Source organism: Paraburkholderia sp. GAS38 (assembly GCF_050434965.1).
GTDB lineage: Bacteria > Pseudomonadota > Gammaproteobacteria > Burkholderiales > Burkholderiaceae > Paraburkholderia > Paraburkholderia phenazinium_A.
On the sequence record NZ_JBNDJO010000009.1, the window covers coordinates 94,540 to 117,816 of the forward strand.

Consider the following 23,277-nt stretch of genomic DNA (forward strand, 5'->3'; position numbering starts at 1 on the left):
CGAACTCCGTCGCCAGCCTTAAGCCTGTTGCGGCGCCGCGGGTACTTCAACCGGCACCCCCTTGCGCCAGCGCACCGTAGCCAGCAACGACGACGCCACGATCAACCCACCGCCGACCCACGCCATCGGCGCGATCCGCTCGCCTAACCACAGGCACGCGAACAGCGCGCCAAACGCCGGCTCACTACCCATCAGCAGCGCGACGCGCGTCGGGCTGCTGCGTTTGATCCCATAGTTCTGCGCAAAGAACGCGAACAGCGTGCAGGCGAGCACCAGATAGAACACGCAACCCCAGAACGTCGGATGCCCTGCAAACGACGGCACGGGTTGCCATTGGTCGCGGGCAAACAGCAGCGCCACGGCTGTGCTGCCGAATGCCACCACGCCGGATTGCACGGCGGTCACGGTCAAAGGCGGCAGTGCCGCATCGCGCATCACGCGCTTGGTCACGCAGACGGTCACAGCACGCAGAAGCGCGGCCGCGAGGATCAACGCATCGCCGGGACTGAGCGTGAAGGTGTCGCCTCCGGTCAGCAACCACGCACCGAGCAACGACAGCGCTACAGCCGCCCATTCGATGCGGCTCGGCCGGCGCTTCAGAAGCGACCACTCGACCAGCGGCGTCAACACCACGCACAGGCTGATGAGAAACGCCGCGTTGGCCGCGCGCGTGAGCAGCAGGCCGAAGGTCTCGCACAGAAAGATGCTGAACAGCAGCACGCCGGCGCCGAGCACGCCGCGCAAGGCGCGGGCGTCGGCATGACGCAGGGGCCGCAGCGCGGGCGACAGCACCACGAAGGTGATGCCGAAGCGCAACGCAAGCAGCCCGAGAACCGGGTAATAGGCGAGCGCGCTTTTGGCGACGCCATAGCTGGTACCCCACACCACGGCGACGGCGAGCAGCATCAGGTCGGACAGGAATTGCAGGCGTTCGGGTCTGGACATGGCGAACCTCGGAGGACAGGTGCGTATTGTCCAGCCTTGCGTGCAGGGTGATAATCGGGCCGCGACGCATAGCTTTTGTGTCGCACATGCATTAATCCAGCCGCGCTTCTCTTTCTACGGTCACGATGAACCCCAACGAACTTTTCGCCCTGTTGCCCGATATGGCGGTGTTTGCGCGCGTCGTGGAGGCCGGCAATTTCTCGGTGGCGGCGCGCCAGCTCGGCAGCACGCCGTCGACAGTCAGCCGGCAGATCAAGCGTCTCGAGGAAGCGCTCGCCACCCGCCTGCTGGAGCGCTCGACGCGCAAGGTGCGGGTCACCGAATCGGGTGCGCAGGTGGCGCGCTACTGCCGGGAGATGGTGAGCGCCGCCGCGGGCGCGGTCGATGCCGCCGGTCAACTCGCCGGCCGCCCCCAGGGCAAGGTGAGCGTCAGCGCGCCGACGCAGTTCGCCCGCACGGTGATCCACCCGCTCGTGCCGGGTTTCCTGCGCGCCTATCCGGAGGTCGATCTCCAACTGCTGTATGCGGACCACGACGTCGACCCGCTGGACGACGATCTCGACCTCGTGATCCGTTTGACCGAGCGGCCGCCACCCGGCCTGGCAGGGCGGCGGCTAGGGACGGTGCGCTGGCTGCTGTGTGCGTCGCAGGCGTATCTGGACGCACGCGGCACGCCGCAAGCGCCGCGCGAGCTCGCCCAGCACGACTGCATCTATCTGGGCGAAACGGCGGACGATAACCGCTGGCGTTTGCGGCGCGGCACGCACACGCAGACCGTCGAGGTGCGCGGGCGCTATATCGCCAATCATGCCGGCGCGCGGCTCGAAGCGGCGCAACAGGGCTTCGGCATCGCCAACCTGCCGGAATTCGCGGCGGCGGATGCGCTCGCGCGTGGCGAACTGGTGCCGGTGTTGCCCGACTGGGCGCTCGAAGGACAGGCTTATGTGGGCACGGTGTGGCTGCTCTATCCGCCGAACCGGTTTCTGCCGTTGAAGGTGCGGGCCTTGATCGATTACCTGGTCGAGCATCTGCACGGCCTCGAATGACCGGACCTCAGGATGGCACAATAGGCGCAGCGTCCCCGCCTTATCCCGCGTGAACCCTGCCAACCAGGAGCCGAGCGATGCAAACCCATCCCGTGCGCCTTTCCCCGTGCGCCTTTCCCCGGGCGACGACCTGCGCGGCGCGCTCGAAGACGTGCTGCGCGCACGCAATCTGACGGCGGCCTTCGTGCTGCAGGGCATCGGCAGCCTGAGCGTCGCGCAGTTGCGCTTCGCCGGTGTCGACCAGCCCACCGAGTTACGCGGCGACCTCGAAATTCTCACGCTGGCCGGTTCGATCTCGCCCGATGGCGCGCATCTGCACATGTCCGTTGCCGACGCGCGCGGCCAGGTGTTCGGCGGACACGTGGCGCGCGGCTGCAGCGTTCGCACGACGGCGGAGATCTTGCTGGCGCTGCTGCCCGAGCATCGTTTCTCACGCGAGCACGATGCGCGTTCAGGTTTCCCGGAACTTGTGATCCGGCCTGAATCGCATCAGGCGTGAATTAGCGCGCCGCTTGCATGAAGGCGCGGACTTTCGCCTCGTCGACCGGATTCCACCAGACGCCGCCCACCTTCAACGAACTCGCGACGATCACGCCGTCGACGATCGAGAGAATCTCCGCGACGTTGCGCTCGGTGCAGCCGCTGCCCACCAGCAACGGCAAGGTGGTCGCGGCGCGAATCTGCCGCAGGTAATCCGCGCTGGCGGCGTCGCCGGTGCGCTGGCCGGTGGCGATGATCGCATCGGCATCGAAGAATTCCACGTCGCGCACCAGTTCCTCCAGCGCGCGGTCCGCGACAATCGCATGCGCGCCGTGCTTGACGTGCGCATCCGCGAATACGCTGATGCCGTCGGCCCGCAGGCGCGCGCGGTAGCGCAATGCGCTGGCGGCGGCGCCTTCGATCAAGCCCTCGTTCGCGACATACGCGTTGGCCCACTGATTGACCCGCACGAAGGCCGCCTGGCTCGCCGCGGCGATTGCGAGCGCCGGAATCGCCGCATTCGCGAGCACGTTGATGCCGATCGGCAGGCCGGTTTCCCGCGCGATGCGATCCGCCGTCACGGCCATGAACGCCGAGGTCTCATGACCGATATCGTCCGGCTTCGAGAACGGCACGTCGCCGTGATTTTCGATGATCAGGCCATCGACGCCGCCGCTCGCATAAGCGAGCGCATCGGCGCGCGCGGCCGCATACAACGCTTCGCTCGACGCGCCCTGATAGCGCGGCGAACCGGGGAACGCCGGGCAGTGAATCACGCCGATCACCACACTGCGAGGGCGGCCAAAAATCTGCGCGACGCAGTCGAGACGTCCACGGCCAACACCAGAAGAAGTTTCCATATCGATTCAACTTGCCTGAAGGGGAGGAACGGAGGAGTGCAGCAAATCGCGCGTCGTCGCGCGGTCGGGAAAGCTGGCTTGCGCCCCGCGTCGCGCGACGGCATAGGCGGCCACGGTCTGGGCCCAGCGCAGCGCGAGCGGCATGGCGAGGTCTTGCGCCAGCGCGGCGAGCAGCGTGCCGCAGAATGCATCGCCGGCGCCGACGGTATCCACGGCATGGGTGGGTATCGCGGCGAGACGGTAAATGCCGTTGTCGTTGCACCAGAGCACGCCGTTTGCGCCAAGCGTCACGCAGACCTCGCGGGCGCCGGCGCGATGCAATGCAGTGGCCGCCTGCGCGGCATCATCCTGCGCGGTGAGCGTCGCGGCTTCGACGCGGTTCACCACCAGCAGATCCACGTCGGCCAGCATGGGCATGCAATCGAAGCAGACGGGTCCGGGATTGAGCAAGGTACGGCGCGCGTTGAAGCGCGCCGCGCATAAGACGTCGGCGGTGACGTCGGCGCTCAGGTTGCCTTGCAAGGCGATCCAGTCGCCGGCGCGGGTGGCGTCGAGCACGGCGCCGGGCTCGGGGTGAAACCCCGCTGCGGCTTCGTTGCGCGTGACGATGGTGTTCTCGCCTTGAGCGTCGACGGTGACGATGGAGAGATCGGTCGGGCGGGGCACGCGCAGCACATGTTGCGTGTCGATGCCTTCGGCGTTCAGATGGGCGATCAGCCGGTCGCCGTCCGCGTCCTGGCCGACCGCCGCAAACAGTTGCGTGAATGTGCCCGCGCGTGTCGCCGCCAGCGCCTGATTGGCACCCTTGCCGCCGAAGTCGGAGGCGCTTTGCAGGGCGAGCGAGGTTTCGCCGGCGAGCGGCAGATGCGCGACGCGCAAGCTCAGATCGATCGCCGCATTGCCGACCACGCAGACGCGTTCCTGGCGATGCGTCATCTACTCGCCACCCGAACTCAGCCAGTCGAGGCAGTTCAGCCACAGGCGCGCGTTGCCGTCCCAGTCCGAGAATTCCGGCGGCAGCCAGTGATGCGACATGTCGCTGGTCCACGCGAGCGTGCGGCCCTTGCCATACGTGCCGGCAACCAGTAATGGATGCCCGGTCTCCGGCACGGTCGCAATCAGCGTGGCGCCCGGCTTGAGCTGGACTTCGTTGTAGCCGAGCAGATGCGGCCACGCGGTGCCGAGACCATCGACGAGCGGATGCGCGGCGACCACCTGCGGCGTGAAGCCTTCGGGCACTTCGACACGGTCGTCGTAGGGCAGGCAGGTCACCGGCAGTACCTCTTCGACGGGCGTGCCGCGAAACCGCGCGCTGCCATTGATGCCCTGAAAGCTCAGATAGCCGCCGACCATCATCAGCCCGCCGCCCGCCGCCACATACTCGCGCAGCAGCTTGAGCCGGTTCGGCGTGCGCTGGCTTTTGGCCCACGTATCGGGGTGCAGCAGCAGCGTATTGGCGCCGATGTCGGACAGGATGATCGCCTCATAGGCGAGCAGGCCTTCGAGCGTGCTCGGAAAGTCCTCCTGCGCCTCATGGCTCGGCATATGGCGGATCGTGTAACGGCTGTCTTTCAGCGCATCAAGGAACAGCTTCGCGCCGTTGTGATACGTCACGGTCGGAAACTGGTCGAAGCCTTTGATGTGCGTTGCCGTGCTGGTCCAGCTTTCCCCCGCAAGCAGGATCGAATGCGCGGAATGAGCGGATGGGGTCATGCGAAATCTCCTTTAAGGCACGTGTGCCAGCCGTGTCGGCGGCGGCACACGCGGCGTTAAACCGGTTTACCGTTCAGTCGGCAATCGCCAATGGGCGGCGGGAGTGCGCGCCTTCATTCAGCGTTGCCGCGAAAAGACCTTCGCCGGATTGGCGATCATCATGGTTTCGATCTGCGGGTTCGTCACGCCATGGCGTCGCAACCGCGGCACGAAATGCTTGAGGATGTAACCGTAGCCATAGCCGCCGTAGCGGGTCAGCATGGTCTTGAGAAACACGTCTTGCGACATCAGCAGCCGGTCGACGAAGCCCGCGTCGATCAGCGCCTTGATGGCCCGCGCGTTCTCTTCATCCGATGGCGACTGCGCGTCCTCATCGGCGTAGTAGTAGTCCATGCCGATCATGTCGTATTCGAGCCAGGCGCCACGCCGCGCCAGGGTGTGCTGGTACTCCGTGTCCATGTGGCTGGGGTTCATGTGGCATAGCACGGTGTGTTGCAGGTCGGCGCCTTCGGCCTCGACGACGTCCAGCACGCGGTGTCCATGGCGCACCCAGCCTGGCAGATGGATCGAGAGCGGCACGCGGGTCGCGGCGCTCGCGCGCGCGGCCGCCCGCAGCGACTTTTCTTCGTTGGGCGTGAAGGCTGCGGAGACCCCGATCTCGCCGATCAGGCCGGCCACGACGTCGGGCTTGTCGTGCGCACCGCCGACTTCGAAAATCAGTTGCTCGGCCAGATCGTCGATCGACCGCTCGCTGACGTAGCGGGGATGCGAGGGCTCCAGATAAAAGCCGGTGGACATCACGATGTTGAGCCCCGTGCGCCGCGCCACGACTTGCAACGCGGCCGGGTCGCGGCCAATGCCGAGGTTGGTCGGATCCACCACCGTCTCGCCGCCCAGCTCGCGAAAGCGCATCAGTTCGTCGATCGCGGCTTCGACATCGAACAGTTGGCAGTTGTCGCGGTTCATCAACGGATTCATCCGCAGCGCGCCCAGAATGCCGATATGCACCTTCTGCTCGCCGATCTCGCGATCGCCGCAACATGAAGGCGGCACCCACTTGCCCGACGCATCCAGCAGGATGTGCTCATGCATCAGCGTGACGCCCATCTGCGCGACCGGCAGCGGGCCGAGCACGGTCATCACGTAGCCGCTGTCCACGCCGATGGGCAGCGGGGAAGCGTGGCGGAAAATCGACCTCATCGCTTGACGCTCCTTAGCCCTTGCGACTGCGTTGCGGCGAGAAAATGCGCGTGTTCATCCAGATGGCGAGCAGCATGATGGCGCCCTGGATGATCTGCGTATAGAACGGCGAGACGTGAATCAGGATCAGCCCGTTGCCGAGCACGGCGATCGTGAGCGCGCCCAGCAGCGTGCCGAGAATGGTGCCGCGGCCGCCGAACAGATTCGTACTCCCGAGCACCACTGCGGCGATCACCGCGAGTTCGAAGCCGACCCCCTGATTCGACGAACCGCTGCCCAGACGCGCGGTGGTGATGAGGCCCGCAAGCCCGGCCGCCGCGCCGCTGAGGATGTAGACCTTCAACGTCACGATGCGCACGTTGACGCCGGCCCGCCGCACGCCTTCCGCATTCGTGCCGATGCCGACCACGTAGCGTCCGAAGCGCATGTGCCGCAAGGCAAACCAGCCGGCAAACAGCGTCGCGATGGAGATTACGGCGGGCATCGGCACGCCGAACAGATGTCCGCGGCCGAGTTGCACGAACCAGCCGTCGTTTTCGATCGGCACGGAATAGCCCTGCGTGATCAGCAGCGCAAGGCCGCGCACCACCGAGAGCGTGCCGAGCGTGACGATGAAGGCCGGCATGCCCGCCCAGGCGATGAAGTAACCGTTGATCGCACCGATCAGCGCACCGAGCAGGAGGCCGCCGATCAGCACGACGCCGTCCGCCACACCCGCATGCAGCGCGATGGCGGCAAGCGCGCCCACCAGCGCGAGGGTCGAGCCGATCGACAGGTCGATGCCGCCGGTGGTGATCACGAGCGTCATCGCGGTTGCGACGATCAGGAGCGGTGCGCTCTGGCGCAGCACGTTCAGCAGGTTGCCGGCGGTGAGGAAGGTATCGGTGGCGAAACTGAAGGCGACGGCGCAGCACACAAAGAACACCGCGATGCTGGCAACCCCCGCGTTGCCGCCGAGCCGGTTCTGCAGCGAGCGGTGCGGCGCCTTCGGGTCCTTTTCCTTTTGCATGGCGATTTCCACGATCAGTTCTCCGCAAGAGCCCGCGCCGAGCGCGCTTTGAATTTACGTCCGACGATCAGGTCGACGATCTCCTCGAGATTCGTCTCGCCGATCTTGCGGTCCGCCACGTTCTGTCCTTCGTACATCACGCTGATGCGGTCGCAGACGAGAAACAGGTCCTGCAGGCGATGGCTGATCAGGATCACGCCGACGCCGCGGCGGCTGATGGTCTGCACCAGTTCGAGCACCGCTTCGACTTCGGCCACGGCGAGCGCCGCGGTGGGCTCGTCCATGATCAGCACTTTCGGGTCGAACGACACCGCGCGCGAAATCGCAATGGCCTGACGCTGGCCGCCCGAGAGGTTTTCGACATCGAGACGCGTGCTCGGAATGCGGATGCCCAGACCGTCGAGCATCTCGCGGGCGTCGTGATGCATCTTCGCGTGATCGAGCATGGGGATGCCCAGCATGCGCCGCATCGGCTCGCGGCCGAAGAACAGGTTGCCGGCCACATCCACCGTATCGCAGAGCGACAGGTCCTGATAGACCATTTCGATGCGATGCTTGCGGGCGTCGCCGGGGTCTTCGAAACGCACCGGCTCGCCGTCGATTTCGATGCGGCCGCTATCGGGAATCACCGCGCCCGCCAGCACCTTCGACACCGTGGATTTGCCCGCGCCGTTATCGCCCACCAGTCCGAGCACTTCACCCGGCGCCACTTCCAGAGTCACCCCGCGCAACGACTGAACAGCGCCGTAGCTCTTGGTGATGTTTTCCATGCGTACGCGTGGAGGGATGGCATCGCTGTTCATCTGGGTTTCCTCGTCCTGAACGGCACCGGCTGCTTACTTGAAGATAGCGCGGTATTTGTCCACATTCGCCTTGGTCACGATCGTGACGGGCACTGAGATGTTCTTGTCGACCGGCTGTCTGGCGATCAGCTTGAGCGCCGCGCCGACGGCCGCTTTGCCTTCGCCCTCGGGATCCTGCTGCACGACGGCGGTTACGAAGCCCGCGTCGATGCCCTTGATGGCCTGCGCACTCAAGTCCCAGCCGACGATCTTCAGGTGATCGGTCGAGCCTTGCGAGAGGGCGGCCGCCACCAGGCCGATTAGTGCGGGTTCGCCCGTTGCGTAGACGATCTGCAGATTCGGATTGCCCGAAATCAGGTTCTCAGCCGCCGTTTGCGCCTGATCCTGCACGTTCTGGCCGTCGACGGTCGACACGATCTTCGCGCCCGGCGCACTCGCCACGCCTTCCTTGAAGCCATCGAGCCGCACGTTCTGGATGAACGAATTCAACGCACCGACGACGCCGATCTGCGCCTTGCCGCCGAGGCTCCTGTTGATGTAATTCGCCGTGTATTTGCCGATATCCACGCCGACCTTCTTGTTGTCCACGCCCACCTGCACCGAGTTGTCGCCGTTCACGATGGCGTCGATGGTGACGACCGGAATGCCGGCCTTCTTCGCTTCGGTGATGGCGGGCTTGATGCCGTTGACGTCGATCGCGACCACCAGAATCGCATCGACCTTCTGCTGAATATACGTCTCGATCGCGTTGTTTTGCGCGTTCGGGTCGTTGTTCGAGTTGTAGATCTCCAGATTGACGCCGGCCGCTTTCGCCGCGGCCTGCGCGCCCTGGTCCATCTGTGTGAAGAAAAGCGCTTCCTGGTTGATCTGCACGAGGGCGATCTTCTTCTTGTCCGCGGCGCACGCGGACCCGGCGGCGCTCAACACCGACAGCGCAAGGAGGGTGGCGGCGAGCCGGCGCAAAGGTAGTGCTGCGTTCATCGAAATCCCTTTTCTGAGTAAGCGGAGCGGCGCGCTGCAAGGCGTCGCCCCGGGAGTGGAAAAGACTTTCAAGGACGCAACCGACATTGCGCCCGCCTTCTTGTAAACCGGTTTATCAAAAGTAAGCGGCGAGTATTTCGCTGTCAACCGTTTCAATAAAGACCAGGGGAAAGTACGGGGGCGGCGGATGCGGAGTGGGGCGAGCGGCACCCGGCAAGCTCGGGGTGCGGCGCGCGCCGCGGCCCGCCTAGCGCTTGCGCGGCGGCGCCACCGAGGCGCGCTCGATCAGGCTGACCGGCAGGCGGTGCTCCGGTTTGCCGGACGTCGCCGCCGAGGCCGAGGCCAGTGCGGTGGCCGCTGGGTCGCCGGCGAGCATGGCGAGCAGGATCGCGACGCCTGCGCGGCCCAGTTCGCGGGCCGATTGGCGCAGCGTGGTGATGGGCGGCATGAGGAGGCTGGCGAACTCCATGTCGTCGAAGCCGACGATCGACATATCCGCCGGCACGTCCAGACCGCGCTCGCGCAGCGTTTTCAGCATGCCGACCGCGAGGTAGTCGCTGGCGGCAAATACGGCGGTGGGGACCACGTCACGCGCGATCAGTTCGGCGGCGGCCGCTTCGCCGAAACGGCGGTCATAGGCGCCGTACAGCACGAGCGACGCATCGAACGGAAGGCCGGCCTCGTCGAGCGCGCGCCGGTAGCCTTCGAGCCGCTCGCGCACGCTGAAGAGCGTCTCCGGACCGGTGACGTAGGCGATGCGCGTATGACCCGCGTCGATCAGGTGGCGGGTGGCCAGATAACCGCCCTCGACGTTGTCGACGAAGACCTTCGGCACGTCGACACCCGGCACGTCCTCGTCGATCAGCACGATGTTGCTGCGCTCGCCGATCAGCCGCTTGAGCGAGCCGTCGTCGGGGCGATTGGTGGCGAAGATCAGGCCGTCGAGATGCTGGGTGTCGAGCCAGCTCAGATAGAGCGCTTCGCGTTCGAGCCGGTTGCGCGTGATGCACAGCGACAGGCCGAAGCCGCCCTCCGAGGCGGCTTCCTCGACCGCGTCGGCGAGTTCGGCGAAAAACGGGTTGGCGACATCGGGCATGGCAAGACCGATGGTCTCGCTGCTGCCGATGCTCAGGCGCCGCGCGAGGCTGTTCTGCCGGTAGTTGAGGGCGATCACGGCGTCGTCGACGCGCTTCTTCGTCTCCGCCGGCAGCGTGAGCGTGCCGTTGAGGTAGCGTGAGACGGTCGCTTTGGATACGTTGGCCAATTCGGCGACGTCGCGGATCGTGGAGACTTTTGCCAAGTGAGCGGTTCCCGGTAGGTGCGCGGCTAGTTTATCGTGCGGGGCGCGTTGAAGGGGCGCGGCATGCCCGACACGCGCAGCGGACCTTAGCGCGTCACTTCCTCTACCTTGTAGATCGCGAGCTTCAACGAGGGATCGTCATTGGCCTGAAACGTGGCGTACTCGGCCGACAACATCCCCCTCGTTCGATGATGCAGCCGCTTGCGTCCGGCGACGGTCGCGCTGATGTCGTGGCTTTGCCACCAGGCGCTGAATTCCGTGCAGCCGCGGCTAAGGCGATCCTGCAGTTCGATAAACGCCGGATCGCCCGCCCACAGATCGTGGCTTGCGCGAAACTGCGCGACCATGCGCTTCGCCTCGCGGGCCCAGCTTGTGCCGAACAGGCTGCGCGCATCCGGGTCCGTCAGCATATAGATGAGGATATTGCGCTGCGCTAGCGGGATCCTGCCGAAGTCCTTGAACAGGTCGACCGCTGCGGCGTTCCACGCCAGGATGTCCCAGCGGCGCCCCGTGATGTAGGCGGGCTGGTCGAGATGTTCGACGACCCGGCGCACCGTATCCGGCACGCTTTCGAGTACGAAGGGACGCCGTTCGGCGACGCGCGCCAGCGCCCGCAAATGGGCGTGTTCGGCGGGTTCGAGGCGCAGCGCGCGAGCGAGTGCATCGACCGTGGTGGAAGAGGGGCTGACGTCGCGCCCCTGCTCGAGCCGGATATACCAGTCCACTCCGATGCCCGCGAGTTCGGCCACTTCTTCGCGCCGCAGTCCGGGCGTACGCCGACGCCGGCCGTTGGCAATGCCGAGCGCGAGCGGGTCGAGCCGCTCGCGGCGGGCGCGCAGAAAATTGCCGAGTTCGGCCCTGCTCGGATCGGTAAGGTCGCTCATTGAGACGCTCTGGGAGGGACTGGCTAATCCTGGGATAGTACCAGTCCTGAATACGACGCACAGCCGCGCTTACGATGCGTTCTTTCCACGTTGGAGGGACATCATGAAGGCCGCCATGCTGAAGGCGTTCGGAGCGCCACTGGTGATTGAAAACCTGCCGGACCCAGGAGCCGGCGCGGGTGATGTCGTGGTCGACATCGCCGCCGCCCCTGTCCTGTCTTACGCGAATGAGGTGTTTAGCGGTGCCAGGCAATATCCGCTGTCGCTGCCGCTCGCCTCTGGGGTCGGGGCGATCGGGCGGGTGCGCGCCGTCGGGCCGGATGCGACGCGTCTGGCTGTCGGAGACTGGGTGTTTTGCGATCCGACGGTGCGTTCGCGCGACGACGCCGTCTCGCCCGACGTCATGCTGCAAGGCTGGATCGCGCCCAGCGCCGGCGCGCAACGCTTGCAGACGGTGTTCCGCCACGGACCGTTCGCCGAGCAGATGCTCACGCCTATGGAGAACGCGGTGCCGCTCGGCGCGCTGGATCCGGCGGACGCGGGACGCTGGTGCGGCCTGATGACGATGCTGGTGCCCTACGGCGGTTTGCTCGCAGCCAACTTGCAAGCCGGGGAGACCGTGCTGATCAGCGGCGCGACAGGTCACTTCGGCAGTGCGGGTGTGGCGGTTGCGCTGGCGATGGGCGCGGGCTGTGTGGTCGCGCCGGGCCGTAACGCGGCGGCGCTCGCGGATCTGACGCGCCGCTTCGGCCCGCGCGTGGTGACCGTCGCGCTGACCGGCAGCGAGAGCGAGGACACCGTTCGCATGCGCGCCGCCGCGCCGGGCCCGATCGACAAGGTGCTCGATCTGATGCCGCCGCTGCCCGACGCGGCGCCGGCCCGCGCCGCGGCCATGACGGTGCGGCCGCAAGGCACCGTCGTCCTGATGGGCGGTATCCGCGTGGGTCTGGAATTGCCGTACGTGCATCTGATGCGCAATGGCATCACCGTGCGTGGCCAGTACATGTACCCCCGCGATGCGCCGGCGCGGCTCGCCGCGTTGATCCGGTCCGGGCTGCTGTCGCTGGAGAGCTTCGAGGTCAGCGCTTTTCCGCTCGAGCAAACCAACGAGGCGGTCGTGCACGCGGCGGAACATGGCGGCCCGTTCCGCATCACGGTCATCGAGCCGTGATCGCGGATGCGGCTAGCTTTGCTCGCCGCTGCGCGCAGCGCCGCCGATCATGCGCGCATGCTGCGCTTCCGTCTGGTCGTCCGCCGGGAACATGCATTCGACGCGCAGTTCCTGCGCGGCGATCGTCTGCGGCGTTCCGACCGTCGTGACCATCGAGAAGTAGTTCAGCACCTGACCGTCTTTGGTAAAGCTGAGCGGGATGACGGGCAGCACCGGCGTCACCGGTATCGCGCCCAGCACCTTGGGGCTTGTCCACTCGCTTTGCACATCCGGGTAGGCGAGCAGGGCGCTTAGGAGTTCCTGGGTTTTCCCGTCGATCGCGCGCCCGACGGATTCGCGGTACACCCGCTGGAGCAGGCTTTGCGCGACCGCTTCCCAGTTGGCGACGAACGGGCGCATGCCGTGCGGATCGAACATCAGGTGCAGCATGTTGCGCGGCCCGGTGCGGGCCGCCATGTCGATGAAGCAGTTGAAAAAGCGCGGCGTGGCATCGTTGGTCATCAGCACGTTCCAGTAGCGGTCCATCACCAGGGCCGGAAACGGTTCGTGCTGGCGCAGGATGCGTTCAAGTGCGCGGGTGACGCTCTGCATGTCCTGCGCGTTCCATGCGCTTTCCGCGTAGAGGGGGGCGTAGCCCGCCGCGAGCAGCAAGGTGTTGCGTTCGCGCAGCGGCACGTCGAGCGCCTGCGCCAGGTCCAGCAACATCTGGCGGCTCGGCACGCTGCGCCCGCTTTCGATGAAGCTGATGTGCCGTTGCGACACGCCCGCATCGAGCGAAAGGTCGATCTGGCTCCTGCCGCGCGTGTCGCGCCAGTGGCGCAGCAGCACGCCCAGTTCGCCGGCCGGCAGTTTGGCATTGAGGCTCGGTACAGTCATCGCGTTTTTCTTCGCAAGAGGGTTCGGCTCATGGGCCGTGCATCTTTAGTCCGGCAGAGGGGCGCGCGCAGGATCCGGCGTGAAACGAATCCTGCGCGCGCGTTCGGCCTGGTTTCCCTTAAGCGGCGTTCCAGGCTTGCGCCTTGAAGCGGTCCTCGACCGGCGTGCCTGCCATATTAGTCGTGGTGGCGGCCATCGTGGAAATGCCGATGCTGGCGATCACCTCGAAGATCTGGCTCTGCGAATAGCCCGCCGACGTGAAGCGTTCGAGTTCCGCGCCGCTTACATTGCCGCGCTTTTCGATCAGGGCACGGGTGAGGGCCGACAGCGCCGCGTACTTCGGGTGGGCGGGCAACCTTCCCTCGCGCATGGCCTTGACGTCGCTCTCGGCCATGCCGTCCTCAAGGGCAAAGGTCGAGTGCGCCGCCACGGTCCACGGGCACTTGATGGTGACCGCGTTGGTAAGCAGCAGCGCCTGCTTCTCGCATTCGTCGAGACTGCCGCCGTGGAAACTGCCGAAGCTGCCGGCGAATCCGTTCAGCAGAACGGGGTTGGCGGCCATGGTCGCCATGACGTTGGGCAGGAAACCGAATTTCTGCGTGAGCGCCTGCAGGGTCGGCCTGGACTGTTCCGGGGCCGATTCGATGGTGTGAACGGTAAAAGTTGGCATTCCTAACTCCTTGATGAACGAATCGAACATGACTGCATGGGTATCTCCGTGGCGGTGCGTTTTTGCACCGGCGTCGAGAGGAGATGACTGCCATGGTAGCGATCGTACGCAGGAGTTCAATTACATCGCAGGTAATAAGGAGGCGTCTCGCCCCTGAGGCCCAGGCAGGGTGAGCGTCAGGGGCCGGCTGAAGCGGCAACGGCGTGCGGATGGAAGAGTGCGCGGAGACAGACGTTACGGTTGCGGGGCGTCGGGCTCCGGCGGCAGAAAGCGCGGCTGCACCGCCACGAGCTGATCGTCGGAGGTGGCTACCAGCCACAGACGGGCACGCTCCACCTGCAGGCGATTATGGTCCTTCAGCGAGCCCATCGACACGGCGGTTTTCCAGGCCACCGGCGCCACGCGGCTGGTTCTGCCCGACGGTGTGCCGACCAGCAAGGCGTAAGGACCAAGCGGCAGCGAGACGAGCGGCAGCGCGGGCTTCACGCGCACCCGCCAGTCGACGAAGGGCATGTCGCTGAACAGCAGCGGCGCGGGCAGGCCGTACAGGACGGTGAAGTCGTACAGCGCGAGGTGTTCGCGCATGCCTGCATACATGCGGCGGATATCGGCGACCACCGCGGCGCGGATCTCATCGTCGAACATCGCCTCTTCCGCATAGCGGGCTTGCGCGTCCAGGGCGTCCTGCTGATAGGCGCTGAACACTGCGAGCTCCATGCAGTCTTGCGCCGCACGCTGCACGTCCGCGGGCGATCCCGCTTCCTCCGGCTTGCCCAACTGCGCCGCGCGCAGGAAACGGTCGAGCGCGGCTTCCCGGATGGTGGGGCCTTCGACCTTGGGATCGTCCACGGCATCTTTGCCGAGCGGGACGTACACGTATTTTTCAGCAGCGAAGCGCGACTTCTTGCCGTCGTCGAACTTCACTTCGCCGTTGCTGCAGTCGAGATAGCGCGTGCCGATTCGGCCATGCTCCCACACGAAGTTCTTCAGCATGGGGCGCAACGGATGCAGCGTCTCGCGTTCGGTCATGGACAACTCCAGTGCCTCGGTTGGGTGCAGCGGCAGGCGGATGCCGCCGCTGCTTCGTCTCCCATCATGGCATGCTCGCCGGACCTTCGCGAGGGGTTTGGCGTGCGCGCTCCGCTGTCGAGGTTGGCGTCCTGCTGTAAATTGGCACCGGGGCTGATCCCGTCACGCCTTGCACGCATGTTGCCGTCCTGCGGCACACTGTCCACCCGCGATTGAATGGCGGCTTGTCCGCGGCTAACCGATAGAGAGGAAAGAGCATGGATCTGCAACTGAAAGACAAGCTGGCGCTGGTGAGCGGCAGTACCGCGGGCATCGGACTGGCTATCGCTACGACGTTGGCGCAGGAAGGCGCACGCGTGATCGTCAATGGCCGCTCGCAACAGGCCGTGGATAAGGCGCTCGCGCAGGTGAAAGCGCAGACCGGCGCGGACGCGCTGGGGTTCGCGGGCGATCTGAGCCAGGCCGGGACGGCCAACGAACTCGCACGACGCTATCCGGACGTGGAGATTCTCGTCAACAACCTCGGCATTTTCGAGCCGAAACCCTTCGAAGAGATTCCGGATGAAGACTGGCTGCGCTTTTTCGATGTCAACGTATTAAGCGGTGTGCGTCTGGCGCGTCTCTTTCTGCCGTCCATGAAGCGCGCCAACTGGGGGCGCATCATTTTCATTTCGAGTGAAAGCGGCCTGCAGATTCCGGCGGAAATGGTCCACTACGGCGTGACGAAGACCGCGCAGATTGCGGTGGCGCGCGGCATTGCCGAGTCCGTCGCGGGCACTGGAATCACCGTCAATAGTGTGCTGCCGGGGCCGACCCGGTCGCGCGGCGTGGGCGACTTCGTCGAGAGTCTGGCGAAGGCCGATGGTAAATCGGTTGAGCAGGTCGAGCGGGAATTCTTCGAGCAGGTGCGGCCGACTTCGCTCATCAAGCGCTTCGAATCGACCGAGGAAATCGCTTCGCTGGTCGCCTACGTGGCGAGTCCGCTGGCCTCTGGGACGACCGGAGCCGCGTTGCGCGCCGATGGCGGCGTCGTGAAGAGCGCGTTTTAACGCAGGTTCCGTATCCGCTCGTGGGATCATACGGCTTTCGCGAGGCGCCGACGCCTCGCGTGCCGAACGAAATCAGGCGAGACCAGGCAAAGCCAACACGGAGCGGATGAGATGATCGATGGACTGGTAGGTGGGCGGCTCTACGGCGAAGCCCAGATCCGCACGGGACAGAACGGCAAGCGTTTTGTGACATGCAAGGTACGGGCGACCACCGGCGACGGCGACACGCTGTTCGTCAATGTGATCGCTTTCGACGACGACGTGCAGACCGGTTTGCTCGCGTTGAGCGATGCCGATAGCGTGGCGTTGAGCGGCGCGCTCACGCCGAAGGTGTGGACCGACAAGAACGGGCTCGTGAAGCCCGCGCTCGATATGGTGGCGCATGGGCTGTTGACGGCCTATGACGTGCGGCGCAAGCGTTCGGTGATGACCGGACAGCCGGCGGAACAGGACGGCGGCGATCCCGATGAGGCGCTTTGAGCGCCCGGTGTCCTCTCAGTGCCCTTTCAGTGCCCGCTCAGTGACAAACAACCGCGCAGGTCATGGCGGTCACGCCGGCCACGGCTCCGAGCACGACGCCGGTCGCAAACGTCTCGACCGACGACGCACAGCCCTGCAGATTGAGCAACCCCGCCAGCACTAGCACCTTGATCACGCGACTCATGGTTGTGGTCCCCCGTGTTTATCGCGCGCATCGTAGCAAGTCCTTGTCTTGATGGGGCTTTCCAAAACTATCGGGGCCTTACGCCGTGATCTCGCGGTGCCGGCAGTTCGCGCTTGCAGCGTCGATGGAAAACTGTATAAATATACAGTATAGTGTTCCCTTCAAATCCGCCCTGCGGCGATTGATCCGTATGGTCGGGCGCGGTGAATCTGTACGGTCGTCAAGCGGCCGTAAGATATGGCCAACTCATTCAGACGGTCGGACAAATTGTCATCTACAGGAAAAATCCGCATTCGCGGAGCGCGTCAGCACAACCTCAAGAACCTCGATCTCGACCTGCGCACAGGCGAGATGACGGTCGTCACCGGCCCGTCGGGGTCTGGCAAATCCAGCCTGGTGTTCGACACCTTGTACGCGGAAGGGCAGCGGCGCTACGTCGAAACGTTCAGCGCCTACGCCCGGCAGTTCCTCGACCGGATGGACCGCCCGCAGGTGGACCGTGTGGACGGCGTGCCGCCCGCCATCGCGATCGACCAGACCAATCCGGTGCGCAGTTCGCGCTCCACGGTCGGCACGATGACCGAGCTCAACGATCATCTGAAGCTGCTCTACGCGCGCGCGGCCGAGCTGTTCGACCGCAAGACGGCGCAGGCCGTGCGGCACGACTCGCCGGAGACCATCTACGCCGAACTGGTGGCGCGCACCGCGCAGGACGATCCGCGCCTCGCGGTCACGTTCCCGGTCGAACTGCCCGAGTCCGCGAGCGAACAGGAGGTCGAGCAATGGCTGTCGGCGAGCGGCTACACGCGCGTGCAGGCGCAGCGCGAGGTGCAGTCGCCCACCGGCCCGCGCAAGCTGCTCGACGTGGTCGCGGACCGCTTCCGCCTGAGCGCGGTGGACAAAGGGCGCGCGGTCGAAGCCATTGAGGCGTCCTTGAAGCGCGGCGCCGGCCGCGTCAACGTTTACGTGCTGCCGCAAGCGCCGTCCGCCGAGCCGTCCGCCGCGTCATTGGTCGAACCGTCCGCCGAACCGCAGATCTGGCGCTTCTCCACCGGCTTGCACAACCCGGACAGCGACCTGCGCTACGCCGATCCGCAGCCCGCGCTGTTCTCGTTCAACTCCGCCTACGGTGCGTGCGAGACCTGCCGCGGATTTGGGCGCGTGATCGGCGTCGACCTCGGCCTCGTGATTCCGGACGGGCGCAAGACCTTGCGCGGCGGCGCCATCAAGCCCATGCAGACGCCCGCCTGGAAGGAGTGCCAGGACGACCTGATGCGCTACGCGGCCAAGGCCGGCATCCCGCGCGATACCGCCTGGGCGGAGCTGACCCAGGCGCAGCGCGACTGGGTCATCAACGGCTCGCCCGACTGGAACGGCAAGTGGCAGAGCCACTGGTACGGGGTGAAGCGCTTCTTCGAATACCTCGAATCGAAAGCGTACAAGATGCACATTCGCGTGCTGCTGTCGAAGTACCGCAGCTACACGCCGTGCGAGACCTGTGGCGGCGCGCGTCTGAAGACCGAATCGCTGCTGTGGCGCCTCGGCACGAAGTCCAATGCAGATGCCGTGCTCGAGCCGGCGCTGCGTTTCATGCCGCGCGGCGTGGACTGGAACCGCACGCAGCTCGAAGCGCTGGCGGGCCTGACGGTGCACGATCTGATGCTGCTGCCCATCGAGCGCATCCGCCGTTTCTTCGACGACCTGAGCCTGCCCAGCGCGCTGCTCGACGACGCGCTGAAGCTGCTGCTGGCGGAGGTGCGCACGCGCCTGAAGTATCTGTGCGACGTCGGGCTCGGCTATCTGACGCTGGACCGCCAAAGCCGTACGTTGTCGGGCGGCGAGGTGCAGCGGATCAACCTCACCACGGCGCTCGGCACCTCGCTCACCAAAACGCTGTTCGTGCTCGACGAGCCGAGCATCGGGCTGCATCCGCGCGACCTGAACCGCATCGTCGAGGCGATGCATCGCCTGCGCGATGCGGGCAATACGCTGGTGGTGGTCGAGCACGATCCTTCCGTGATGCTCGCGGCGGACCGCCTGATCGACATGGGTCCCGGTCCCGGCGAGCGTGGCGGCACGATCATTTACGACGGCGTGCCGGACGACATCCGTTCCTCCGGCACCCTCACCGGCGAATATCTCGGCGGACGCCGTCACGTGGCCGACGTCTCGCACTGGTCGAGCCGGCCGGTGAAGAAGGACACGCCGCGCATCGTGCTGGAAGGCGCGAGCGAACACAATCTGCGGGACGTGACCGTCGAGATTCCGCTGCAGCGTCTCGTCTGCGTCACGGGCGTGTCAGGCTCGGGCAAGTCGACGCTGGTGCAGGACGTGCTCTATCCGGCGCTGGCGCGCCACCTGGGCGTCGCCACCGAATCGCCCGGCGCGTTCCGGCGTCTCGTCGGCGCGGAGCAGGTGAACGAAGTGGTGTTCGTCGACCAGTCGCCGATCGGCAAGACGGCGCGCTCGAATCCGGCCAGTTATGTCGGCGCGTTCGACGAGATCCGCAAGCTGTTTTCCAAGGTGCCGCTCGCGCAACAGCGCGGCTACGGTCCGGGCATGTTCAGCTTCAATTCGGGCGATGGCCGTTGCCCGACCTGCGGCGGCTCGGGCTTCGAGCACATCGAGATGCAGTTCCTGAGCGACGTCTATTTGCGCTGCCCGGATTGCGACGGCCGTCGCTACCGGGCTGAACTGCTCGAGGTGAAGATCGAACGCGGCACGCCGGCGCGCGCGCTGAGCATTGCCGACGTGCTCGAAGTGACGGTCAGCGAAGCCACCCAGTTCTTCGCCGCGGATGCGGAAGTCCTGCGCGTGCTGAAGCCGATCGTCGACGTGGGCCTCGAATACGTGAAGCTCGGCCAGCCGGTGCCCACCTTGTCGGGCGGCGAAGCGCAGCGCCTGAAGCTGGCGGGCTTCCTCGCAGAGACGGCCCAGGCCGGCACGGCGCGCAGCGCGAAGCAGGCCCCGGCTGCACGCCTCTTCATGTTCGACGAACCCACCACGGGTCTGCATTTCGACGACATCGCCAAGCTGATGCAGGCGTTCGGCAAGCTGCTGGCGGGCGGCCATTCGCTGATCGTGATCGAGCACAACCTCGACGTGATCCGCGCGGCGGACTGGTTGATCGACCTCGGCCCGGAAGGCGGCGACGGCGGCGGCCGGGTGCTGTGCGCGGGCACGCCGGAGCAGGTCAAGGCCTGCGCGGAGTCCTACACGGGGCAGGCCTTGCTCCAGTACGACGCGGCCATGAGCGCGGCGGCCGAGCCGGCATCGCAAGGCATGCCGCTGCAAAAGGCGTTGACGGCGGCGCGGGCGCGCCGCGCGGTCGAAGGCGAGGACGTGGTGCGCATCGTCAATGCGCGCGAGCACAACCTGAAATCGCTCGACGTCGATATTCCGCACGGCAAGTTCAACGTCATTACCGGCGTGTCCGGTTCGGGCAAGTCGACGCTGGCGTTCGACATCCTGTTCCACGAAGGCCAGCGCCGCTACCTCGAATCGCTGAACGCCTATGCGCGGTCGATCGTGCAGCCGGCCGGGCGTCCCGAAGTGGATGCCGTGTACGGTATCCCGCCGACCGTGGCGATCGAGCAGCGCCTCTCGCGCGGCGGTCGCAAGAGCACCGTGGCGACGACCTCGGAAGTCTGGCACTTCCTGCGCCTGCTGTACGTCAAGCTCGGGCTGCAGCACTGCATTCACGACGGCACGCCGGTGAGCGCGCAAAGCGTCGAGTCGATCGCGGCGCAACTGCTGCGCGACCACAAGGGCGAGCACGTCGGCTTCCTGGCGCCGCTGGTGGTCAACCGCAAGGGCGTCTATACCGATCTCGCCAAGTGGGCGAAGGCGCGCGGCAATACCCATCTGCGGGTGGACGGCGAGTTCCTGCCGGTCGACCCGTGGCCCAAGCTCGACCGCTTCCGCGAACACACCATCGAACTGCCGGTGGCGGACCTCGTGGTCTCGGCGGATAACGAGGCGGAGTTGCGCCGCCTGCTCGACGAGACGCTCGAGCTCGGCAAGGGCGTCATGCATCTGCTCGCGCCGCTGGACGGCTTGCAGAACGCGCTGACGAGCGGCCGCGCCACGGCGAAGCTCGGCGAGGTCAAGGTGCTGTCCACCAAACGCGCCTGTCCGGTGTGCGGCACGAGCTACCCGGAGCTGGACCCGCGGATGTTCTCGTACAACAGCAAGCACGGCTGGTGCACGACCTGCGTCGGCACGGGCCTCGCGCTCACGCGCGAACAGCGCGCCGCCTACGACGACACCGTGATCGCCGAAGACGGCCGCGGCCGCGAACAGAGCCTGCCGTCGGAAGAGCAGGAGCCGGAAGGCGTAGTCGACGAACCGTGCGCGGATTGCCACGGCACGCGTCTGAATCCGACCGCACGCGCGGTCACGTTCGATGCGCAGCCGATCGTCGATGTCGCGCAATGGACGGTAAGCGACACGCGCCGCTGGATCGACGGGCTGGAACTGTCCGGCCGCGACGCGGAGATCGCTCGCGACGTGGTGAGCGAGATCGGCAGCCGCCTGCAGTTCCTCGAGGAAGTGGGTCTCGGCTATCTGAGCCTCGATCGCGCGGCGCCGAGCCTGTCGGGCGGCGAGGCGCAACGCATCCGGCTGGCGGCGCAACTGGGCAGCAATCTGCAAGGCGTGTGCTATGTGCTCGACGAACCCACTATCGGGCTGCATCCGCGCGACAACCAGATTCTGCTGAACGCGCTGCGCAAGCTCGGCGAGAAGGGCAATACGCTGGTGGTGGTCGAGCACGACGAGGACACCATCCGGCGCGCCGATCACATCATCGACATCGGGCCGGGCGCGGGCAAGCGCGGCGGCATGCTGGTGGCACAGGGCAGTGTGGCGGATCTTTCGGCGCAAGCGGATTCGTTGACCGGGCAGTTCCTCGCCAACCCGATCGTGCATCCGTTGCAGCCGCGCCGCACGGTGAAGCCGAAGACCCGAAGCGCCGCGGCGGTCCCGGAACAATGGCTGACCGTGCACGGCGGCAAGCTCCACAACCTGCGCAACGTGACCGTCGGGCTGCCGCTGTCGCGTCTCGTGGCGGTGACGGGTGTGAGCGGCTCGGGCAAGTCCACGCTCGCGCGCGACGTGTTGATGGCGAACCTGCTGGATGCGGTGGGGCGCTCGGTACTGTCGTCGCCGGCCACGCGCCGTGCCCGCAAGGCGGCCGCACAAGACGAACCGGCTGCTAACCGCCGCTCGAGCGTGCTGGCCCGCAGCGCGCCGCGCGCGCAACTGAACGTGACGCACGCGTGGCAGGGCTGCGACGCGATCACGGGCTGGGAAAGCATCGACCGCGTGCTCGAAGTCGACCAGACGCCGATCGGCAAAACCCCGCGTTCGTGTCCGGCTACTTATATAGGCGTGTGGGATGCCATCCGCAAGCTGTTCGCCGGCACCCTCGAGGCGCGCGCACGGGGTTACACGGCCTCGCGCTTCTCGTTCAATACCGGAGAGGGCCGCTGCCCGGCTTGCGAAGGCCAGGGCGTGCGGACGATCGGCATGAGCTTCCTGCCGGATGTGAAGGTCGGGTGCGACGTCTGTCACGGCCAGCGTTTCAACCCGGAGACGCTGGCGGTCACGTGGCGCGGCAAGAATATCGGCGATGTGCTGACCATGGAGATCGACGAGGCCGTCGAGTTCTTCGCGCCGATCACCAGCATCGCGCATCCGTTGCAACTGATGAAGGACGTGGGCCTCGGCTATCTCACCCTGGGGCAGCCGTCGCCCACGCTCTCGGGCGGCGAAGCACAGCGCATCAAACTCGTCACGGAGTTGAGCAAGGTACGCGACGACGTCACGCGGCGCGGCCAGAAAGCGCCGCATACGCTGTACGTGCTCGACGAGCCCACGGTCGGCCTGCATATGGCGGACGTGGCGCGGCTGATTCGCGTGCTGCATCGTCTCGCGGACGGCGGTCACAGCGTGGTGGTCATCGAGCATGACCTCGACGTGATCGCCGAAGCCGACTGGATTATCGACCTCGGTCCGGAGGGCGGTGTGGGCGGCGGCTCGATCGTGGCGGCCACGGATCCGGAAGGGCTGGTGCGGGTCCGCGAAAGCCATACCGGCGCCGCGCTTCGTCCGGTGCTGGAGCGTGCGGCCCGTCAGCCGACCCATCAGCCGGCGCTATCGGTCGAGGCCGGCGAAGGCACCCACGGCTGACGCGAGAGGGAGTCCTCTGTCGCAAATTTGCGACGAGGGTTTTCCCGGCTTGCGGCTGGGGGTGCCGTTCATTCTCAAATACGGTTTGCAGCCGCTTGGGTGCCTGGAGTTCACCTCGTAATTGGAGGAAATGCTCTAAACACTGTCTGTTCCTATCAAAAAAAGTTTGACGGACGATTTTGTCTTGATATCGTCCGATTCATCAAGCGCATCAAAGCGCGCGCGCCGGGCCGGCGAGATGTTTGCCGGCTCCGTGCACACCGATTTCTATTGTCAATTCAATGATTCCAGACTGGAAGGGAATGCGCTCGCACTTTAGTTGTGCATTCAACCTTCCGGGGACACTGGATGAATTTGTCCGTCGCCTGGGTAACCGGCTTCATCCGGTTTTCACCGCGGGCGAGC

General features: G+C 65.9%; 20 protein-coding genes. 6 read left to right on the forward strand and 14 right to left on the reverse strand.

Annotated elements, in window-relative coordinates; genetic code table 11:
- Window positions 1-18: 18 nt before the first annotated feature.
- The gene (locus P3T42_RS21395) at window positions 19-945 is read right to left on the reverse strand and encodes a DMT family transporter (protein WP_429307174.1); all 927 of its coding nucleotides are present in this window, start codon (window positions 943-945) and stop codon (window positions 19-21) included.
- A 125-nt stretch (window positions 946-1,070) separates the two neighbouring features.
- Here P3T42_RS21395 and P3T42_RS21400 point away from each other — a divergent pair, with 125 nt between their 5' ends.
- Window positions 1,071-1,991 carry a LysR family transcriptional regulator gene (locus P3T42_RS21400; protein ID WP_429307175.1) on the forward strand — a complete coding sequence of 307 codons (921 nt, stop codon included), beginning with the start codon at window positions 1,071-1,073 and terminating at the stop codon, window positions 1,989-1,991.
- Between the two features lie 106 nt (window positions 1,992-2,097).
- A complete protein-coding gene (locus P3T42_RS21405; RefSeq protein WP_429307176.1) occupies window positions 2,098-2,490 on the forward strand; it encodes a PPC domain-containing DNA-binding protein in 393 nt (130 codons plus the stop codon).
- A gap of 1 nt (window position 2,491) precedes the next feature.
- Here the strand turns inward: P3T42_RS21405 and P3T42_RS21410 are convergent, their stop codons facing one another.
- The 9 genes from P3T42_RS21410 to P3T42_RS21450 all read right to left on the reverse strand — a co-directional run bounded on the left by P3T42_RS21410 (window position 2,492) and on the right by P3T42_RS21450 (window position 11,221).
- On the reverse strand, window positions 2,492-3,331 hold the full coding sequence (locus tag P3T42_RS21410; protein ID WP_429307177.1) for a BtpA/SgcQ family protein: 840 nt from the start codon (window positions 3,329-3,331) through the stop codon (window positions 2,492-2,494).
- Window positions 3,332-3,337: 6 nt separating this feature from the next.
- Complete coding sequence (locus P3T42_RS21415; RefSeq protein ID WP_429307178.1) at window positions 3,338-4,267, reverse strand: ribokinase; 930 nt, start codon at window positions 4,265-4,267, stop codon at window positions 3,338-3,340.
- Complete coding sequence (locus P3T42_RS21420) at window positions 4,268-5,044, reverse strand: glutamine amidotransferase (protein WP_429307179.1); 777 nt, start codon at window positions 5,042-5,044, stop codon at window positions 4,268-4,270.
- A 117-nt stretch (window positions 5,045-5,161) separates the two neighbouring features.
- Window positions 5,162-6,244: a phosphotriesterase family protein gene (locus tag P3T42_RS21425; protein WP_074297765.1), complete on the reverse strand. Its 1,083-nt coding sequence runs from the start codon at window positions 6,242-6,244 to the stop codon at window positions 5,162-5,164.
- Window positions 6,245-6,257: 13 nt separating this feature from the next.
- Complete coding sequence (locus tag P3T42_RS21430; protein WP_429307180.1) at window positions 6,258-7,253, reverse strand: ABC transporter permease; 996 nt, start codon at window positions 7,251-7,253, stop codon at window positions 6,258-6,260.
- Window positions 7,254-7,267: 14 nt separating this feature from the next.
- Entirely contained in the window at window positions 7,268-8,056 is a 789-nt protein-coding gene (locus P3T42_RS21435) for an ATP-binding cassette domain-containing protein (protein WP_429307181.1), read from the reverse strand.
- 33 nt (window positions 8,057-8,089) lie between these two features.
- Complete coding sequence (locus tag P3T42_RS21440; protein ID WP_074297768.1) at window positions 8,090-9,037, reverse strand: substrate-binding domain-containing protein; 948 nt, start codon at window positions 9,035-9,037, stop codon at window positions 8,090-8,092.
- A gap of 247 nt (window positions 9,038-9,284) precedes the next feature.
- On the reverse strand, window positions 9,285-10,337 hold the full coding sequence (locus tag P3T42_RS21445; RefSeq protein ID WP_429307182.1) for a LacI family DNA-binding transcriptional regulator: 1,053 nt from the start codon (window positions 10,335-10,337) through the stop codon (window positions 9,285-9,287).
- 86 nt (window positions 10,338-10,423) lie between these two features.
- Window positions 10,424-11,221, reverse strand: coding sequence for a helix-turn-helix transcriptional regulator (locus P3T42_RS21450; RefSeq protein WP_074297772.1), 798 nt, complete (start codon window positions 11,219-11,221; stop codon window positions 10,424-10,426).
- A 103-nt stretch (window positions 11,222-11,324) separates the two neighbouring features.
- Here P3T42_RS21450 and P3T42_RS21455 point away from each other — a divergent pair, with 103 nt between their 5' ends.
- Entirely contained in the window at window positions 11,325-12,392 is a 1,068-nt protein-coding gene (locus P3T42_RS21455; RefSeq protein ID WP_429307183.1) for an alcohol dehydrogenase catalytic domain-containing protein, read from the forward strand.
- Between the two features lie 12 nt (window positions 12,393-12,404).
- Here P3T42_RS21455 and P3T42_RS21460 read toward each other — a convergent pair whose 3' ends face one another.
- The 3 genes from P3T42_RS21460 to P3T42_RS21470 all read right to left on the reverse strand — a co-directional run bounded on the left by P3T42_RS21460 (window position 12,405) and on the right by P3T42_RS21470 (window position 14,967).
- Window positions 12,405-13,268 (reverse strand): helix-turn-helix domain-containing protein, encoded by an 864-nt coding sequence (locus P3T42_RS21460; protein WP_429307184.1) that lies wholly within the window; start codon window positions 13,266-13,268, stop codon window positions 12,405-12,407.
- A 118-nt stretch (window positions 13,269-13,386) separates the two neighbouring features.
- Window positions 13,387-13,938 (reverse strand): carboxymuconolactone decarboxylase family protein, encoded by a 552-nt coding sequence (locus P3T42_RS21465; RefSeq protein WP_429307185.1) that lies wholly within the window; start codon window positions 13,936-13,938, stop codon window positions 13,387-13,389.
- 234 nt (window positions 13,939-14,172) lie between these two features.
- A complete protein-coding gene (locus P3T42_RS21470; protein ID WP_429307186.1) occupies window positions 14,173-14,967 on the reverse strand; it encodes a hypothetical protein in 795 nt (264 codons plus the stop codon).
- 257 nt (window positions 14,968-15,224) lie between these two features.
- Between P3T42_RS21470 and P3T42_RS21475 the strand changes: the two genes are divergently transcribed.
- Both P3T42_RS21475 and P3T42_RS21480 read left to right on the forward strand, forming a co-directional pair.
- Complete coding sequence (locus P3T42_RS21475) at window positions 15,225-16,016, forward strand: SDR family NAD(P)-dependent oxidoreductase (RefSeq protein ID WP_074297780.1); 792 nt, start codon at window positions 15,225-15,227, stop codon at window positions 16,014-16,016.
- Between the two features lie 111 nt (window positions 16,017-16,127).
- On the forward strand, window positions 16,128-16,496 hold the full coding sequence (locus P3T42_RS21480; protein ID WP_074297782.1) for a single-stranded DNA-binding protein: 369 nt from the start codon (window positions 16,128-16,130) through the stop codon (window positions 16,494-16,496).
- A 37-nt stretch (window positions 16,497-16,533) separates the two neighbouring features.
- Here the strand turns inward: P3T42_RS21480 and P3T42_RS21485 are convergent, their stop codons facing one another.
- A complete protein-coding gene (locus P3T42_RS21485) occupies window positions 16,534-16,680 on the reverse strand; it encodes a hypothetical protein (protein ID WP_171991675.1) in 147 nt (48 codons plus the stop codon).
- A 237-nt stretch (window positions 16,681-16,917) separates the two neighbouring features.
- Between P3T42_RS21485 and uvrA the strand changes: the two genes are divergently transcribed.
- Window positions 16,918-22,872, forward strand: coding sequence for an excinuclease ABC subunit UvrA (gene uvrA / locus P3T42_RS21490; RefSeq protein WP_429307187.1), 5,955 nt, complete (start codon window positions 16,918-16,920; stop codon window positions 22,870-22,872).
- The last annotated feature ends 405 nt before the right edge of the window (window positions 22,873-23,277 follow it).